This is a genomic window from Streptomyces sp. NPDC037054 (genome assembly GCF_055606745.1).
In genome coordinates, this window is the sequence record NZ_JBVJSJ010000009.1 from 267,694 (window position 1) to 283,313 (window position 15,620).

Annotated in this window: 13 protein-coding genes and 1 pseudogene; 7 read left to right on the forward strand and 7 right to left on the reverse strand. The window is 73.8% G+C overall.

All coding sequences use genetic code 11. The features are described from left to right. Window positions 1–39: 39 nt before the first annotated feature. Window positions 40–1,173, reverse strand: a complete 1,134-nt coding sequence (locus tag ACZ7D7_RS22860; RefSeq protein WP_470826547.1) for a DegT/DnrJ/EryC1/StrS family aminotransferase — start codon at window positions 1,171–1,173, stop codon at window positions 40–42. After that, window positions 1,170–2,321, reverse strand: a complete 1,152-nt coding sequence (locus tag ACZ7D7_RS22865; protein WP_470826548.1) for a DegT/DnrJ/EryC1/StrS family aminotransferase — start codon at window positions 2,319–2,321, stop codon at window positions 1,170–1,172. Before ACZ7D7_RS22865 ends, ACZ7D7_RS22860 begins: the two co-directional genes overlap by 4 nt. Before the next feature lie 357 nt (window positions 2,322–2,678). Between ACZ7D7_RS22865 and ACZ7D7_RS22870 the strand changes: the two genes are divergently transcribed. The 5 genes from ACZ7D7_RS22870 to ACZ7D7_RS22890 are packed head-to-tail and all read left to right on the forward strand — an operon-like array spanning window position 2,679 to window position 8,433. Beyond that, window positions 2,679–3,680, forward strand: coding sequence for a Gfo/Idh/MocA family oxidoreductase (locus ACZ7D7_RS22870; protein WP_470826549.1), 1,002 nt, complete (start codon window positions 2,679–2,681; stop codon window positions 3,678–3,680). After that, the gene (locus ACZ7D7_RS22875; protein ID WP_470826550.1) at window positions 3,670–5,877 is read left to right on the forward strand and encodes a M20/M25/M40 family metallo-hydrolase; all 2,208 of its coding nucleotides are present in this window, start codon (window positions 3,670–3,672) and stop codon (window positions 5,875–5,877) included. The genes ACZ7D7_RS22870 and ACZ7D7_RS22875 overlap by 11 nt, the downstream gene beginning before the upstream one ends. Beyond that, window positions 5,874–7,010 carry an Ldh family oxidoreductase gene (locus ACZ7D7_RS22880; protein ID WP_470826552.1) on the forward strand — a complete coding sequence of 379 codons (1,137 nt, stop codon included), beginning with the start codon at window positions 5,874–5,876 and terminating at the stop codon, window positions 7,008–7,010. Before ACZ7D7_RS22875 ends, ACZ7D7_RS22880 begins: the two co-directional genes overlap by 4 nt. Further along, complete coding sequence (locus ACZ7D7_RS22885) at window positions 7,007–7,990, forward strand: Gfo/Idh/MocA family protein (protein WP_470826553.1); 984 nt, start codon at window positions 7,007–7,009, stop codon at window positions 7,988–7,990. The genes ACZ7D7_RS22880 and ACZ7D7_RS22885 overlap by 4 nt, the downstream gene beginning before the upstream one ends. Next, the gene (locus ACZ7D7_RS22890; protein WP_470826555.1) at window positions 7,987–8,433 is read left to right on the forward strand and encodes a DUF6917 domain-containing protein; all 447 of its coding nucleotides are present in this window, start codon (window positions 7,987–7,989) and stop codon (window positions 8,431–8,433) included. The genes ACZ7D7_RS22885 and ACZ7D7_RS22890 overlap by 4 nt, the downstream gene beginning before the upstream one ends. Before the next feature lie 83 nt (window positions 8,434–8,516). Here ACZ7D7_RS22890 and ACZ7D7_RS22895 read toward each other — a convergent pair whose 3' ends face one another. The 4 genes from ACZ7D7_RS22895 to ACZ7D7_RS22910 form a co-directional block, all read right to left on the reverse strand. After that, a complete protein-coding gene (locus ACZ7D7_RS22895; protein ID WP_470826557.1) occupies window positions 8,517–9,032 on the reverse strand; it encodes an EF-hand domain-containing protein in 516 nt (171 codons plus the stop codon). 131 nt (window positions 9,033–9,163) lie between these two features. After that, window positions 9,164–10,423 carry a nucleotide sugar dehydrogenase gene (locus ACZ7D7_RS22900; protein WP_470826558.1) on the reverse strand — a complete coding sequence of 420 codons (1,260 nt, stop codon included), beginning with the start codon at window positions 10,421–10,423 and terminating at the stop codon, window positions 9,164–9,166. Window positions 10,424–10,466: 43 nt separating this feature from the next. Continuing rightward, the gene (locus ACZ7D7_RS22905) at window positions 10,467–10,724 is read right to left on the reverse strand and encodes a hypothetical protein (protein WP_470826559.1); all 258 of its coding nucleotides are present in this window, start codon (window positions 10,722–10,724) and stop codon (window positions 10,467–10,469) included. Window positions 10,725–10,963: 239 nt separating this feature from the next. Further along, window positions 10,964–12,391, reverse strand: a complete 1,428-nt coding sequence (locus ACZ7D7_RS22910; protein ID WP_470826560.1) for an FAD-dependent monooxygenase — start codon at window positions 12,389–12,391, stop codon at window positions 10,964–10,966. Window positions 12,392–12,630: 239 nt separating this feature from the next. Between ACZ7D7_RS22910 and ACZ7D7_RS22915 the strand changes: the two are divergent. Further along, window positions 12,631–13,857 (forward strand): annotated as a pseudogene (locus ACZ7D7_RS22915) (MFS transporter); the annotation flags it as partial. A 123-nt stretch (window positions 13,858–13,980) separates the two neighbouring features. Here the strand turns inward: ACZ7D7_RS22915 and ACZ7D7_RS22920 are convergent. Beyond that, window positions 13,981–14,406, reverse strand: coding sequence for a hypothetical protein (locus ACZ7D7_RS22920; RefSeq protein WP_470826561.1), 426 nt, complete (start codon window positions 14,404–14,406; stop codon window positions 13,981–13,983). Between the two features lie 359 nt (window positions 14,407–14,765). Between ACZ7D7_RS22920 and ACZ7D7_RS22925 the strand changes: the two genes are divergently transcribed. Beyond that, window positions 14,766–15,566 (forward strand): VOC family protein, encoded by an 801-nt coding sequence (locus ACZ7D7_RS22925; protein WP_470826563.1) that lies wholly within the window; start codon window positions 14,766–14,768, stop codon window positions 15,564–15,566. Window positions 15,567–15,620 lie beyond the last annotated feature (54 nt).

The following is a 15,620-nucleotide window of genomic DNA, read 5'->3' on the forward strand; positions in this document are numbered from 1 at the left end:
CGGGTGGCTCTCCAGTGGCCCCGGCTGCCCGGGGCCGGATCAGCGCCGGGCGAAGGCGCACACCGCGTCGGCGATGTGCTCCACCTGGGCGTCGGTGAGATGGGGGTACACGGGCAGGGAGAGGTGGTGCGCGGCGGCCCGCTCGGCGTGCGGCCAGCGCGCGCCCGGCTGCGCCTCGGCCGCGTACGGCGCGAAGGCGTGCTGCGCGGGCAGCGGCAGCGGGTAGTAGACGTGCGTGGCGACGCCCGTGTCGGCGAGGTGCTTGCGCAGCCCGTCCCGGTCGTGGGCGAGGAGCGTGTACACGTAGTAGCAGCGGCCGTCCCGGCCGGGCGGGGGCGGGGTGAGGCCGGGCAGCCCCGTGAAGCGGTCGGTGTAGTACGCGGCGATGCGCGCGCGCCGTTCGAGCCGCGCCGCGAGGCCCGGCAGGCGGTGCAGCTGGAAGGCGGCCTGGATCTCGTCGAAGCGGCTGTTCACGCCGATCTCGTGGTGCAGGAAGCGGTGCACGCCGTCCTGCCCGTGGTTGCGCAGCATCCGCACCCGCCGCCCGATGCCGGCGTCCCGCGTGACGACCATGCCGCCCTCGCCGGGCATGCCGAACGACTTGACCTGGACGAACGAGTACACGCCGGCCTCGCCCCACAGCCCGGCGGGCCGGCCGGCGATCACCGCGCCCTGCGCGACGGCGGAGTCCTCGACGAGCCGCAGCCCGTGCCGCTCGGCCAGCTCCGCGAACCGCGGCATGTCGGCCGTCACCGAGAACATGTGCGCCGGCATCAGCGCCCGGGTGGCCGGCCGCACCCAGCGCTCCGCCTCGTCCGGGTCGACGACGAGGGTGACCGGATCGATGTCGGCGAAGACGGGGCGGGCGCCGGCGTGCAGCACCGCGGCGGCGAGCGGGGCGCAGCCGAAGGCCGGCACCACGACCTCGTCACCCGGCCCGACGCCGAGCGCGCGCAGCACCAGGTACAGGGCGCTGGTCCCGCTGCCGCACGCCACCGCGTCGGCCGCGCCGGTCAGGTCCTGCATCGCGTCCTCGAACCGCCGGGTGCGGGTGCCGAGGATGAACCGCTGGTCCCGCGAGGTGCCGATCTCGCGCAGCAGCCGCAGGAACGTCTCCCGGTCCTCGCCGGTGAACAGGTCGGGCGGGAAGAAGGGGATGTCGGCGCGGGTCATCGCGGCCCTCCCTGGTAGAACTCGCGGATCGCGGCGCACACCCGGTCCACCTCGGCGATGTCCAGGTCGGCGTGGAACGGCAGGGCGACGGCCCGTTCCGCGGCGGCCTCGGCGACCGGGAAGTCCCCGGGGCCGTGGCCCAAGTCCGCGAAGCACGGCTGCAGATGGAGGGGGCGCGGGTAGTACACCTCGGTCTCGATGCCCCGGCCGGCCAGATGCGCCACGAGGGCGTCCCGCCGCTCGGCCTCGATCAGATACACGTAGAAGACGACGTCGGGCGCGTCGGTCACCTCCGGCAGCCGGCTCACCCCCGGCACGTCACCCAGGCGCTCGCCGTAGGCGGCGGCGAGTTCGGCGCGGCGCGCGATGTCCTCGTCCAGCACCGTCAGCTTGGCCAGCAGCACCGCCGCCTGAACGTCGTCCATCTTGCCGTTGAAACCGGGAATCCACGTCTCGTTGGAGATTCCGGGAAAGTGCGCCAGCGTGCGCCCCGGGCGCCCGTGATGGCGCAGAGCGGAGATCTGCTCGGCGATTTCCGGATCGTCCGTGAGAACGGCCCCCGCGTCCCCGGCCGCGCCGAGCGTCTTGCTCGGGAAGAACGACAGAACTCCGCCCCGGCCGTGCAGCCCGGCGTGAATTCCCCCCTGCCGCATGCCGATTCCCTCGGCGCTGTCCTCAATGACGTCCAGGCCGCGTTCCCGGGCCGCCGCGGAGAGGGAACTCATGTCGGCCATGCGGCTGAAAAGATGCACCGGCATCACGAACCGGCATTCCTCGCCCAGCGCGAGCACCTGCCTCGGGTCCATCGCGTAGGTGTCGGGCAGGACGTCGGCGAACCGCGGCTCCCCGCCCGCCAGTACGACCGACGTGGCGGTCGCGGCGAAGGAGTACGCCGGCACCAGCACCCGATCACCGGGCCGCAGGCCGCACGCCTTGAGCAGCAGCACCAGCGCGTCCGTGCCGCTGTTCACGCCGATCGCGTACCGGGCGCCGGTGTACGCGGCGAGCGCCTCCTCTAAGCGCCCCACCTGACTGCCGTGGGAGAACTTCCCGTCGTCGAACACCTCTTCCACGCGGGAGCGAATGACGGGCCACAGACGGTCGAAAGTCCGGGCCTGGGAGAAGAACGGAATGGTCGGGAGCGTCACGCGCGAGAATCCTTGTCCTGTGCCGCGCCTCGCCGCTTCCTCGCACGCGTTCCCCGCGGAGTTCCGGAGGGGATGCTCCGCGGGGGCGGTGAGGAACGGGACGAGAAATTCCCCGGCCGACGGGACTCGGCGGAATGAGTACCGGGGAATCAGGTTGTGCGCTGAACGTATCAGGCCCCGGGAATCAACTCCGCACCCACGGAAGGAACTTCATACCTTCCGGTGAACGCGCGCCGGAATTCCTTGACCGCCCGTCCGAGTGGCGGGAACAGTCGCGCCGGAAGATGGGTGGCCCGTGTGCCGCCACCGCCCCCCGCTGGAAGAACTCCACCTCCGCACCCACTGGAAGAACACAGGATGCGACAGCCCTTCATCGTCGGGCTCGGCCGCTCCGGAGCCGGGCTCCACCTACGGGCCCTGCGCACCGCCGCGTCCCTGTCACCGCCCCCGTGGGCGGGTCCCGTCATCGCCTGCGACCCCCGCCCCGACGCCGCCGACGGCCTGCGCACGCCGGTGGTCCTCACCCGCGGCATCGGCGAGGCACGCGCCCACCTCGACCCGGCGACGACCGTCGTCCACGTGTGCACCCCGCCCGACACCCGACCCGCCGTCCTCGCCGAACTCGCCGCGCACGGATTCACCGACCTGCTGGTCGAGAAACCCCTCGCCGCCTCTCCCGCCGCGCTGGAGGAGATCCGCCGGCTCGGGGAGCGGCACGGCCTGCGCATCGAGGTCGTCGCGCACTGGCTCGCCGCACGGCTCACCGAGCGGCTGCGCGCCCTGCGCGACGGCGACGACTTCGGCCGGCTCCTCACCATCGACGTCGAACAGCACAAGCCGCGGTTCCTGCGCTCCCTGCGCGACGACGGCCACCCCACCGCCTTCGACGTCGAGGTGCCGCACTCCCTCGGCCTCGTCCTCGACCTCGCCGGTCCCGCCACCGTCACCGACGCCGCCCTCACCGACCTGCGCTGCGACGACACAGTCCGCCCGCACATGGGCAGCGCCCGCCTCGAACTGGAGCACACCAACGGCGTGCGCACCCGCATCGCCTCCGACCTCGGCGCGGGGGTACGCCGTCGCAGCGTCACGCTGACCTTCGAACGCGGACGCGCCGTCGCGCACTACCCCCTCAGCGACGCCGACGACCACGCCCAGCTCCTCCTCACCGGCGCGCGCACCGCGCACAAGGTGTTCCGCGACGACGCCCTCACCGCCTTCGTGCGCCAGGCGTACGCCCGGTTCGACAACGGCGACGCCGGCGCCGGCCTCCCCCTGCACACCGAGGCCGTACGCCTGCTCTGCGCCGCCAAGGACCGCTGCATCACGCCCGCGGGAGACGCCACCGATGCCGCCTGAACCCGCCGTGCCTGCCGCCCCCGCCACCCGCGTCACCGGCATCGGCGACGAGGCCGCGCCCTCCCTCACCGGCCAGATCGCCGTCGCCCGCAGGCTCGGCTGGACCGCCCTCGAACTGCGCACCGTCGACGGCACGGCACTCGCCGACCTCACCGAACTCGCCGTCCGCCAGGTCGCCGCACGGCTGCGCGCCGCCGGACTCGGCGTCGTCTGCCTCGACTCCCGCATCGGCAACTGGGCCCGCCCCGTCACCGCCGACTTCTCCGCCGACCTCGCCGAACTGGAACGGCTCGCCGCGTACGGCCGCCTCCTCGACTGCCGCTCGGTGCGCGTCATGTCGTACCCGAACGACGGCCTCACGGACGACGAGTGGGCCGACCGCGCCATCGACCGGGTGCGCCGTCTCGCCCGCCGCGCCGAGGAACTCGGCGTCGTTCTGCTGCACGAGAACTGCGCCGGCTGGGCGGGCGACAGCGCCACCCGCACCCTCCGCCTCCTGACCGAGGCCGGCAGCGACACCCTGCGCGTCCTGTTCGACACCGGCAACGGAGTCCCTTACGGCTACGACGCGTTCACGTACCTGGAGCAGGTGCTGCCCCACGTGGGCCACGTGCACGTCAAGGACGCGGTGGCCGGGGACGGCGCGGGACGGGCCACCTACGTACTGCCCGGCGACGGCGAGGCCCGGGTCGCGGACTGCCTGGCGCTGCTGGCCGAGCACGGCTACCGCGGGCACTACTCCCTCGAACCCCACCTCGCCCACGCCCCGCACGCCGGCGTACGGGCCGACGGCCCCGGCGCCGCCGACCTGTTCGTCCGCGCGGGGCAGCGGCTCGCGGAACTGGTCGAACGCGCCGCGACGCCCCGTACCCCGGCGCACGCCCCGCCCGCGCCCGCACGCCCCCGAGTCACCCTCCGCGCCGACGACCACGACCTGCTGCTCCACCTCCTGCACACCCCCACCACCGGCCCCCTGGAGGACGCCGGCGCCCCGCACGACCTGTGGGCCGCCCAGCGCGCCTACGCCGAGGCCGCCAAGCGGTTCGGCATGGAGGTCGTCCGCCACACCGCCCCACCACCGGAAGCCGTCCTCCGCGACGACGTGCCGCAGCGCGTGCGCGCCGCCGTCACCGAGGACCCCGCCTTCCTCGACGACCAGCCCAGCCTGCTGCTGCGCCTCGGCCCCGACCTGCCGCCCGAGCGCACGGTGATGTTCAACGTCCACCTCGACACGGTGGCCGGCACCCAGCCCGTCTCCTTCGACGGGCGGCGCTTCACCGGCCGGGGCGCGGTCGATGCCAAGGGCCCGGCCGTCGCCCTGCTCGCCGGCATCCGCGCCGCCGCCGGGACCTGCCCGGCCGTCGGACGGGACACGGCCGTCCTCGTCCAGGCCGTCGCCGGCGAAGAGGGCGGCGCACTCGGCACGTTCGGCACCCGTCCCCTGGTCGAGGCCGGCCACATCGGCCGCCTCAACGTCTTCTGCGAACCCACCGGCATGCGGCATCTGCCGCGCGCCACCGCGTCCTCCACCGCCCGCGTCACCGTCACCGGCGAGGACGCGATCGACGACCGGCCCGGCGCAGGGCACAACGCCACGGTGCTCCTCGGCTTCCTCGCCCAACACCTCGCGCACGCCCTCGACTCCTGCCCGCACGCCACCGTCTGCGTGGCCGGACTGCACACCGGCACCATGCACAACCGCGTCCACGGCACCGGCAGCCTGCTCCTCAACCTCGCCCACGGCTCGGCCGAGGCGGGCGCCGCAGCCGAACGCGCCCTGACCGAGGCACTGGACGACGCGCTGCACGCCTTCACCGCACGCTTCGCCGCCACGACCGAGTTCGCCCGCACCGCCGCCGACGCCGCCCGCATCACCCGCCTCACCTGGGACAAACGCGGCCTGCCCGCACTCGGCGCCCAGCCCGACTGGGGCCGGACCCTGCTCGCCGAGGCGGGCATCGAGGAATGGCCGCCCACGGAACCGGCGTTCACCTGCGACGCCATCTGGCTGCACGGCACGCCCGGCACCTTCACCACCGTCCTCGGCCCCGGCCGACTCGACGCCAACCACGCCCACGCCGACGGGGAGTTCGTGGACCTGGCCGACCTGGAGGCGTTCGCCTCCGCCGTCGCCTCGCTCCTCGTCACCTTCGCCGACGGCACCGCACCGCACACCCAACTGGGGGACCAGGCATGACCGCCACCGACCTCACCGGCCCCGCCGCTGCCACCGGGCGGCAGCAGGTGAGCATCCCGTACGACACCCTCCGGACCGCCGTCGCCGCGTACTTCACCGGCCGCGGCCTGCCCCAGGACCGGGCGGACCGGGCGGCGACCGCCCTGTGCTACGGCGACCTCACCGGCATGGACTCGCACGGCGTCTTCAACCTGCCCCGCCTGTACGGGCCGTTGCTCGACTCCGGCCGCGCCGACCCGTCCGCCGAGCCGCGGGTGCTCACCGACACCGGGCCCTGCGCGCTGGTCGACCACCGCCGCGCGCTCGGCCTGTGGGCGGCCTCCGACGCCATGGACGAGGCCGTGGCGCGCGCCCGCGCGTTCGGCGTCGGCGTGGTGTCGGTGCGCGGCGGCACCCACTTCGGATGCGCCGGCGTGCACGCCCTGCGCGCCGCCGAGCAGGGCCTCGTCGGCGTGGTCGCGAGCAACTGCGGCGGCCAGCGGATCGCCCGCCCGCCGCTGGGGGCGACCGCCCTCCTCGGCACGAACCCGCTGAGCGTGGCCGCCCCTGCGCTCGACGGCCACCCCTTCGTCCTCGACATGAGCACCACCGTGGTGCCCACGGGCCGGGTACGGACCGCGGCCAGCCGGGGCCTGCCGGTGCCGGAGGGCTGGCTGACCGACGACGCGGGCCGGCCCGTCACCGACCCGGCCGCCTACGACCGCGGCGAGGCCTGGCTCGGCTGGCTCGGCGGACGGCCGGAGACCGGCGCGTTCAAGGGCTTCGGCCTCGGCCTCGTCGTGGAACTGCTCGCCGCCGTCCTGCCGGGCGCGGCGACGGGCCCCGCCCCCGAGGCGCTCGCCGGGGACGGCCAGCCCGGCGGCACGGACGACGACATCGGCTTCCTGCTGCTCGCCCTCGACCCGGACGTGCTGCGCGGCGAGAAGGGCGCCTTCGCCGCCGACAGCCGCGCGACGTTCGGCACGGTCGTCGACAGCCCGCCCCGCGAGGGGCACGGCACGGTCCGCTACCCCGGGCACCGCGAGGCCGAACTGGCAAGGCAGCGGCGCGAGTCCGGCGTTCCGCTGACCGCCGCCCTGCACGCCGAGCTGACCGCGCTCGGCCTGGACCTGCCCGCGGAGGTGACCGCGTGACCGCCACACCCGGGCGCCGCCCCCGCCGCGTCGCGGTGGCCGGCCTCGGCGTGATCTCCCGCTTCTACCTGGCGGCCGTCGACCGGCTGCCCGACTGGGAGCTCACCGCCGTGTGCGACCTGCGGGAGGAGGCGCTGGCCCCGCACCGGGGCCGGTACGCCTGCCACACCGACCACCGCGCCCTGCTCGCCGACGGCGGGATCGACGCGCTCGTGGTGGCCGTGCCGAACCACGCGCACGCCGAGGTGTGCGCGGACGCGCTGCGCGCCGGTGTGCCGGTGTGCGTGGAGAAGCCGCTGGCGCTGGACGCGTCGGAGGGCCGTGCGCTGGCCGCGCTCGCGGCGGACCGGGGCGTGCCGCTGTTCACCGCTTTCCACCGCCGGTACAACGACCGCGTGAGAGCCCTCACCGCCGCCCTGCCGCCCGGCGTGCCGGTGCGGTCGGTGCGGGTGCGCTACCTGGAGAGGATCGAGGAGCACATCGGCGCCGACACCTGGTACCTGGACCCGGCCCGGTGCGGCGGCGGCTGCGTCGCCGACAACGGCCCCAACGCCTTCGACCTGGTCCGGCTGGTGCTCGGGGACGTCGGGCTGGTGGACGCCGACGTACGACGGGACGCGGCGGGCACGGACCGGCAGGCGGTGGTCACCCTGGCCGCGCCGGGCGGGGCGTCGGCCCGTGTGGAGCTGGACTGGTCGTGGCCGGGGGAGACGAAGGACGTGTCGGTGACGCTGGCCGACGGCACGGTCCTGTCGGCCGACATGCTGGAGGGCCGCCCGGGTTTCAAGGCGTCCCTGTGGCACGAGTACGAGGGCATCCTGGGGGACTTCGGCGGCCTGTGCGACCGGGTGGAGGCCGGTGACACCGGCGGGGCACGCCGCCGCGCCGTGGCCGAGGCCGCGGTCGGTGGTACGGCGGCGCTGGATCTGGTGGCGGACGTGTACGCGCACGAGGCGCGGAAGGAGGCGACGGCCCGATGACACCGGTCGCCGGTACGGCCGCGTCGTCGCTGGACGCCGGACGGCACGAGAACGGGCCCAAGCGCGCCGTGCGGGGTGTGCTCGTGAAAGCGCTCCGCCACTCCCGCACGGACCGGGGCATGGCCCTGGAGCCGTGGGCGAGCCGTTGCGTGCGGCGCGGGGAGGTGCACGAGCTGGTCACCACGGACCAGTGGGCGGCCGAGGCCGGCGCCCGCGTCGACCGGGTGGGCTTCCTCGGTTTCGTGGAGCTGGACTGCGGCGGGGTCGTGGACCGCGGTGACACGCTGTGGCTGGGGGAGCGGCGGATCGGCACCGTGCTGGGCTTCGACGGCTGTCACTATCCCAACCACTACAACATCCTTGTGCACGCGCGGGAGTTGATGACGGGGGAGTCGCTGGAGTTGCGCCCGGAGACGCCGGTGGTGTTCCGGCCCGCGGAGTAGGAAAACCGGCGGCCTCCACGTGGGCGGTCGCCGGTCCATGTGGTGGGCCCGGCCCCGCGCGCGGGGGGCCGGGCCGAGGTGCGTCAGCCGAGCAGTTCGACCTCGAGGCGGCCGAAGTGGTACTCGCGGACGGCGGCCAGCAGTTCCTCCTCCGACAGGGTGCCGTCGCCGTCGGTGTCCACCTTCCGGAAGGCGTCGGCGGCCTGGGCCGGGCTTACCCCCACGCCCTGCATCCAGGCGGCGAACTCCTTGGCGTCGATACGGCCGTCACCGGAGCGGTCGCACAGGCTGATGATGCTGCGCACGACCGGGCCGAGGACGCGGTTGAAGGTGGCCTCGCCGCTCTGGAACAGCACCTGGCCGGAGCCCTCGACGAACTGCTGCCGGGTGAGCGAACCCTGCTCGGCGAGGTAGTCGTAGAGCCCGATGAACGCGCTCTTGAGGGCTTCCGCCTCCGGGGAGTTGGGGGACTTGCCGAAGGACTGGGCGATCTTGGCGGCCTCGCCCTCGAAGTCGGAGCGCTCGAGAACGCCGTTGCCGTCCACGTCCCACTTCTCGAAGCGCTTCTCGAGGCGGCTCTTGACGAGGGTTTCGGTCATGGGGATTCCTCTTTCGTTTCCTGTGTTCCTTGGAGTGGGCTCCGGGGACCGGTGGTCCGCCGGCGCACCTTGCGCGGACACGCCGAGGCGGTCCGGCAAGTGGTGGGGTGCGGGGCGCGGGTGGGCGCGGGTCACAGGAGCGTGACGCGGCTTCCGGCGGCTCTTCCGCAGGTGTCCAGGACGGCGCACTCGGCTTCGTCCCAGGGGTGGGCGGCGTAGCAGGAGTGGTCCTGCAGCAGTACCGCCAGGTCGGTTCCGGCGAGGGCGCCGGTGAGGGATTCCCGCCGTTCCACGGGCACTCCGTCGACGGCGAATCGGGGGACCAGCGGGTCGTGGTAGGACAGGCTCACGCCGAGGGCGCGCAGTCCTCTGGCCACGGGGCCGGCCGGTGTCTCGCGGGTGTCGGCGACGTCCGCCTTGTAGGCGACGCCGAGGAGGGTGACGCGGGTGTCGGCGAGGGCTTTTCCGGTGGCCCGCAGCAGGGCCGCCGCGCGCTCGACGACGTGACCGGGCATGCCGTTGAGGACCTCGTGCGCGGCCTGGAGGGTGCGGAAGCCGAAACCTTCCGCCGCGGCTCGCGCCATCAGGTAGCGCGGGTCGACGGGAATGCAGTGGCCGCCGACGCCGGCACCGGGCCGGAACGACGCGAATCCGAAGGGTTTGGTGCCGGCGCAGTGCAGCACGTCCCACACGTCGATTCCGGCCCGGTCGCAGTACAGCGCGACCTCGTTGATCAGCGCGATGTTGACGTATCGGTAGGTGTTCTCCAGCAGTTTGGCCATTTCGGCCTCACGGGTGCCGCCGGAGACGACGAGGGTGTCGACGAGCTGGTGGTAGAACGCGACCGCGTACTTCGTGCACAGCGGGGTGCAACCGCTCACGATCTTCGGGGTGTTGCGCAGTCCGTGGACGCGGTTGCCGGGGTCGATGCGTTCGGGTGAGTAGGCGAGGTGGAAGTCGTCGCCGACGCGGAGTCCGCTGCCGTGTTCCAGGATCGGGCGGACGACTTCCTCGGTGGTGCCGGGGTGGCTGGTGGACTCGACGACCACCAGCATCCCGGAGGTGATGTGCGTGGCGACGGTGGCCGCCGCGGCGCGCAGTGGGCCGAGGTCCGGTGCGCCGTCGGCGGTGAGGCCGGTGGGCACACAGATCACGGCGGTGCGGGCGCCGGCGAGGACGGCCGGGTCGGTGGTGGCGGTGAACCCGGCGGCCCGCATGGCCGCCAGGTCGTCGTCCGGGACGTCTTCGACGTGGGACCGTCCGGCGCGGAGCCCGGCGGCCACGGATTCGGACACGTCGAGCCCGGCGGTGGTCAGGCCGGCCTCGCACGCCCGGCGTGCCAGTGGCAGACCGACGTACCCGAGGCCGACCACGACGACATCGACCGACATCGTGCTTTCCCCCCTGATGACGTTGTGGGATTTCCGGCCGTGGTCAGGCCGAGAAGCTGCCGCTGCCGGGTGCCACGTGGGAGCCGTGGCCCGGCGCCACCGTGATGGAGGGCCCGAAGCAGAACGGGTCGCCGTAGATGTGGACGGGACGGTCGGTGTCGTTGGTGAGGACGTGTGCGGCGGCCGGCAGCTTGTGGCAGCCCGTGGGGTCGGCGTAGGTGGTGAGCGGCTGCAGCTCGGTCTCGAAGACCGTCACGTCGCCGTCCGCGGCCGAGGCGATGCCTTGCGTCCCTCCGACCATGGCCAGTGCAGCGCCGAGAGCGAGGAGGGGAGCAATGAATCGACGCACTGAATTCCGCCCTTTTCTTGTTTGCCGATGAATTTTCTCGCCGGAAATTCCCCGGCGGGGTTCGCATTTCCATAATGGCACGGTTCTGGCGTGATCCGTGCGGATCGGCGGGCAATTAACCCCCGGGAGTGAATCGTTTCCGGACTGCGGGAATGGCGGAAATCATGCGAGGGGTGGAAATGGTTTTGCGCTCAAATTTCGGCGTGGCCGGCCGGGCTGAGCAGCTGCCGCTCCCGGGCCGAGAGGTCCGGTTCGGGCAGGTGGGGTGCCGCGGGTCCGCGCAGCGCGTGCCAGACCACGGACGGCGCGAAGAACGCCGACAGCGACTTGTCGAGGGCGATCACGCCGGTCAGGGCCCGGTCGGCGAGGGCGCAGCCGCACGCGGTGGCCATCACTCTGCGTACGTAGGAACTGACGACGCGGTCGGCGCGGGTGGGGCGGATGCCGCGGGCGCCGGGGTAGTACATGTCCTGCTGCGTCGCCAGCGTCCACGGTGTCGTCACGGACCGCCGGACCACGGTGCGCTGGGCCCGCCGGGATGCCCTCGGGTCGGTGAGTGCCCGGCCGCGGTAGAAGCGGTGCAGTGCGACGGCGCCCATCGCGGCGGCGGACATCCCGTGTCCGTAGCAGGGGTTGTACGCGGCCAGGGCGTCGCCGAGGGCGAGGAATCCGTCGGGCAGGCCGCGCATGCGTTCGTAGTGGTACCGGCGGTTGCCGGTGCTGCGGCTGATGTGCACGTCGCCGACCGGTGTGGCGGCGCGGACCAGCTCGGCGACGAAGGGGTGCGCGGCCCGCCGGGCGAACGACTCGAACAGGCCGGAGTCGCGGGCCGGTTGCGCACCGCGGGTGCCGGACACGACGATGCGCCACACGCCGTTCTCGATGGGGATGAACGTCGCCATCCTGCCGGGTGCGCCGGCCGAGGGGTCGGCCTGGACGACGACCACGGGGAACGCCTCGAAGCCGGCCGGCGCCAGATGGTCCCGGGTGGCGTAGACGACGCCCGCGTCGACCTCGCTGACCGGCACCCGGCCGGCGCCGAGGGCGTCGAGGAGGCGCACGCCGAGCGCGGACCGCCCGGTGGCGTCGACCACGAGGTCGGCGGGGATCTCGCTGGTGGTGCCGTCGTCGTGCCGGACGGCCACGCCCCGGACCCGGTCGGGCCCGCCGAGCAGTCGCACCGGCTCCGCCCCGCACAGCATCCGCACGCGGCCGGCGTGCGAACTGCCGCGCAGCGCCTCGCGCACGCCCCAGTCGAGCAGGTCGCGGCTCATGGAGAGGTAGTAGTGCGAGGCGGGTTCCGCGGTGTGCCATCGGCGGCGCCAGCCGAACGGCGTGTGGTTGAGGATGCCCGAGGGCAGGGGCAGGCGGTGGGCGCCCGCCGTCAGCCAGTGCCCGGTCACTCCCGGCAGCAGGCGCTCCATCGCCCGCGCGCCGGCCGACCACAGTACGTGACCGTGCGTCGCCTGCGGCAGGCCCTTGCGGGGGAGCGGGCCGTCGGGGAGGACGTCGCGCTCGACGACGAGCACCTCGTCGGCGTGATCGGCGAGCGCAGCCGCGGTCAGGGTGCCGGCGAGACCACCGCCGAGCACGGCCGCACGCACGCGTATGTGTCGCATCTTGCCCGGGTGTCCGTCCTGGAAAAGTGAGGGAGGGATGATCCTGGCGAGACGCTCGGAATTGCCTTCGCCGGTACGTCATTGTGGCACGGCCGAATTACGGCAATTCCCGGTTCCCCGGAGAAAAGAGAAGGCACCCCCCGAATGAGTGAAACAGGGGCTGACGGAATGGCCGGGGTGCGCCCCCGCATGCGCCCGGGGGTGTCTGGGGCTCTGAGGGCTCTGGGGGTACTCCTCGCCACGTGGTCGTCAAGGCGCTCACCGGGCCCCTGGTGGACCGGACCGGAGCACGGGTCGTCTCCTGGATCACCGACCTTTTCAGCGCGGCCGCCGCGGCCCTGGTCCCCCTCTTCCACGCCCTGGGCCTGCTGTCCTTCCCGCTGCTCCTGGCCCTGGTCGCGGTGATCGGCGCGGCCCGCGGCCCGGGTGACCTGGCCAAGGAAGTCATGGTGCCGGAGGCGGCGGAGCGGGGCGGCGTACCGCTGGAGCGGGCCACCGGTCTGTCCGGCGTGATCGAGCGCCTCGCGTCCACCGTCGGCCCGGTGGTCGGCGGCTCTCTGGTCGCCCTGCTGGGTCCTTTGACGGGGCTGGTCATCAACGCGGGCTGCTTCGTTCTGGGGTCGGTGATCGTCGGCCTGGCACTGCCTCGCGGCATCGGGCACGCGGTCGAGGCGGGCCCGGCACAGGCCGACGGCGCGTCACAGGCCGACGGGCCGTCAGGGGCCTACGGGCCGTCAGAGGACGGCGGGCCGGCGCAGGCCGGCGAGCCGCTGCCCGGCTACTGGCGGCGATTCGGTGAGGGCTTCGCCTTCCTGCGCGGCGATCCACTGCTGCTCACCGTCGTCGTCATGGTGGGCATCACCAACCTGCTGGACGCGGCGATCAGCGCGGTGCTCATCCCTGTCCGGGTCAAGGAGTCCGGCCTCGGACCGGCCGCGATCGGCCTGATGGGCAGCGCGATGGGGGCCGGGGCGGTGGCCGGGAGCCTGATCGCCGCGGGGGCGGCGCACCGGCTGCGGCGCAGGACGGTGGTCCTCGTCGGGTTCCTGTTGGCCGGGGCGCCGCGCTTCCTGGTCCTCGGGCTGGACGCGCCGTTGGGGGCGGTCCTGGTCGTCTTCGCCGTCAGCGGGTTCGGGGCCGGTTTCATCAACCCGGTGCTGGGGGCCGTCCTCGTCGAACGGGTGCCGCGGCGCATGCTCGGCCGCGTCAACGCGCTCGGAGACTCCCTGTCCTGGGCCGGGATCCCGCTCGGCGGCCTGCTCGCGGGGGCGGCGGTGGCCGCTGTCGGACTCGCGCCGACGCTGTTCGCCTGCGGGGCGGCGTACTTCCTCACCACGAGCCTGGCGGGACTGCGTCCCGAATGGCACGAGATGGACCGTCGGAGAGGGCGGGGTGTCCTGACGCACCGACTGGCGCACCGACCCGAGAAGGACGCTCCCGGGAGCCGTGCGGATGTCACGCCGTGACCGCCGGCGGTCGGGGCGGGCACGGCGGTCGGGGCGGGCACGGCGGCGGTGCGCTCGCCGCCGTGCCCGGCGAGGGGCGCGGGGGAGTCCGTCGGGCCGCGCCCCGGATCCCCGCGCTCGCCCTCAGATGCGCCCGCTGGTGAGACGGGTGATGGGCCCGTGCGTGTGGCGGGCCGAGCGTCGTCCGGCGGCGTACGAGGCGGCGCTCACGGCAGTGAGTCCGGCACCGACGCCGGCGGCGACGATCTTGCGGTTGGCGATGACCGTCCAGGCGGTCTTCGCGACGGACGCGACCTGACCCGAGGCCGTGACGATCGCCTGGCGGCCGGTTTCCACGCCCTTGGCCGCGGTCTGGGCGGCGCCGGACGCCGTGGCGGCCACGCGCTCCGCGCCGGTCCCGGCGTCCGACGCGGCGTCACCGGCCTTGTCGGCGGCGCCCTTGGCGGCGCGGGAAGCGGGAGCGGTCGCCTTGTCCGCGGCCCGGCGGGTCTTGGACCGCGCGGTCGCGGTGGACGCCTGCTTATTCGTGCTCTTGTTCTCTTCAGTCATGGAGACCGGCTTGCCTCTGACCGCGCAGGCAAACACATGAAACCTCCTCACTTGGGCCCGGGCGGCCGCGCGGCAGGGTCGGCCGAGGAGTGATGTCGGGCCCGCCGAGGTGTGACGAGGGGCGCCGGCCGGCAGGTCCGCGGGGACGTCACCCGGTCGGCGCAGCATGCCCGCGGGGCGCCCGGGCACGCGCACGCGTACCGGAACGGTTCACCCTCCGCCGGTCCGGAACCGGGGAGGGGCCGCGGCAGGAACCCCGAGCCGACCGCGGCCCTCTCCCCGTACCGCCCGTCCACCGCGCGAGTGTCAGTGCCAGGTGCCAGTCTGAGGCGAAAGAGGATCTGCGAAAGGACACCGCGGTGATCACCACCGACTTCGCCCCCGGCTCCCCCTGTTGGCTCGACCTCGGCACCCCCGACGTCCCGGCCACCGCCGCCTTCTACCGTGCCGTCCTCGGATGGGACTACGAGTCGATGGGGGAGGGGGAGGAGATGGAAGGCGGGATGTTCCGGAAGGACGGCAAGATCGTCGCCGGACTCGGCAAGCTCACCGAGGAGGGCGCCCGCTCCGCCTGGATGATCTACTACAGTGTCGCCGACGCGGACGCCACGACCCAGGCCGTCGAGCGCGCCGGCGGCACCGTGCGGGTGCCGCCGATGGACCTCGAGGAGTGGGGCCGGATGGCGCAGTACAGCGACCCGCTCGGGGGACAGTTCGCCGTGTGGCAGCCGGGCACCACCAAGGGCGTCGACCTGGTGGACGAGCCGGGCTCGCTGTCCTGGACCGAGCTGTACACGAGCGACGCGGCCGGTGCGAAGGAGTTCTACGGCGGCGTCCTCGGCTGGCAGTTCAGCGACATGCCGCTGCCGGGCGGCGGCGAGGGCACCTACACCCTGATCACCCCGGCCGGGCTGCCGGAGGAGCGGATGCACGGCGGTCTGATGCAGCTCCGCAAGGAGGACCTCGCCCTGGCCGGCGGGCGGCCGTACTGGCACCCGGTGTTCGCCGTCACCGACTGCGACGCGGCGGTCGCCAAGGTCACGGAGAACGGCGGCAGCGTCCAGATGGGCCCGGACGACGCCGAGGGCGTCGGCCGCATCGCCGTCTGCCTCGACCCGTCGAACGCCGACTTCGTGGTGCTCCAGCCGGCGCAGCGCTGAACCGCCGTACGGCACGGAGAGGGCCTGGTGCCGGAGGACCCTGGGGCCTGTTGC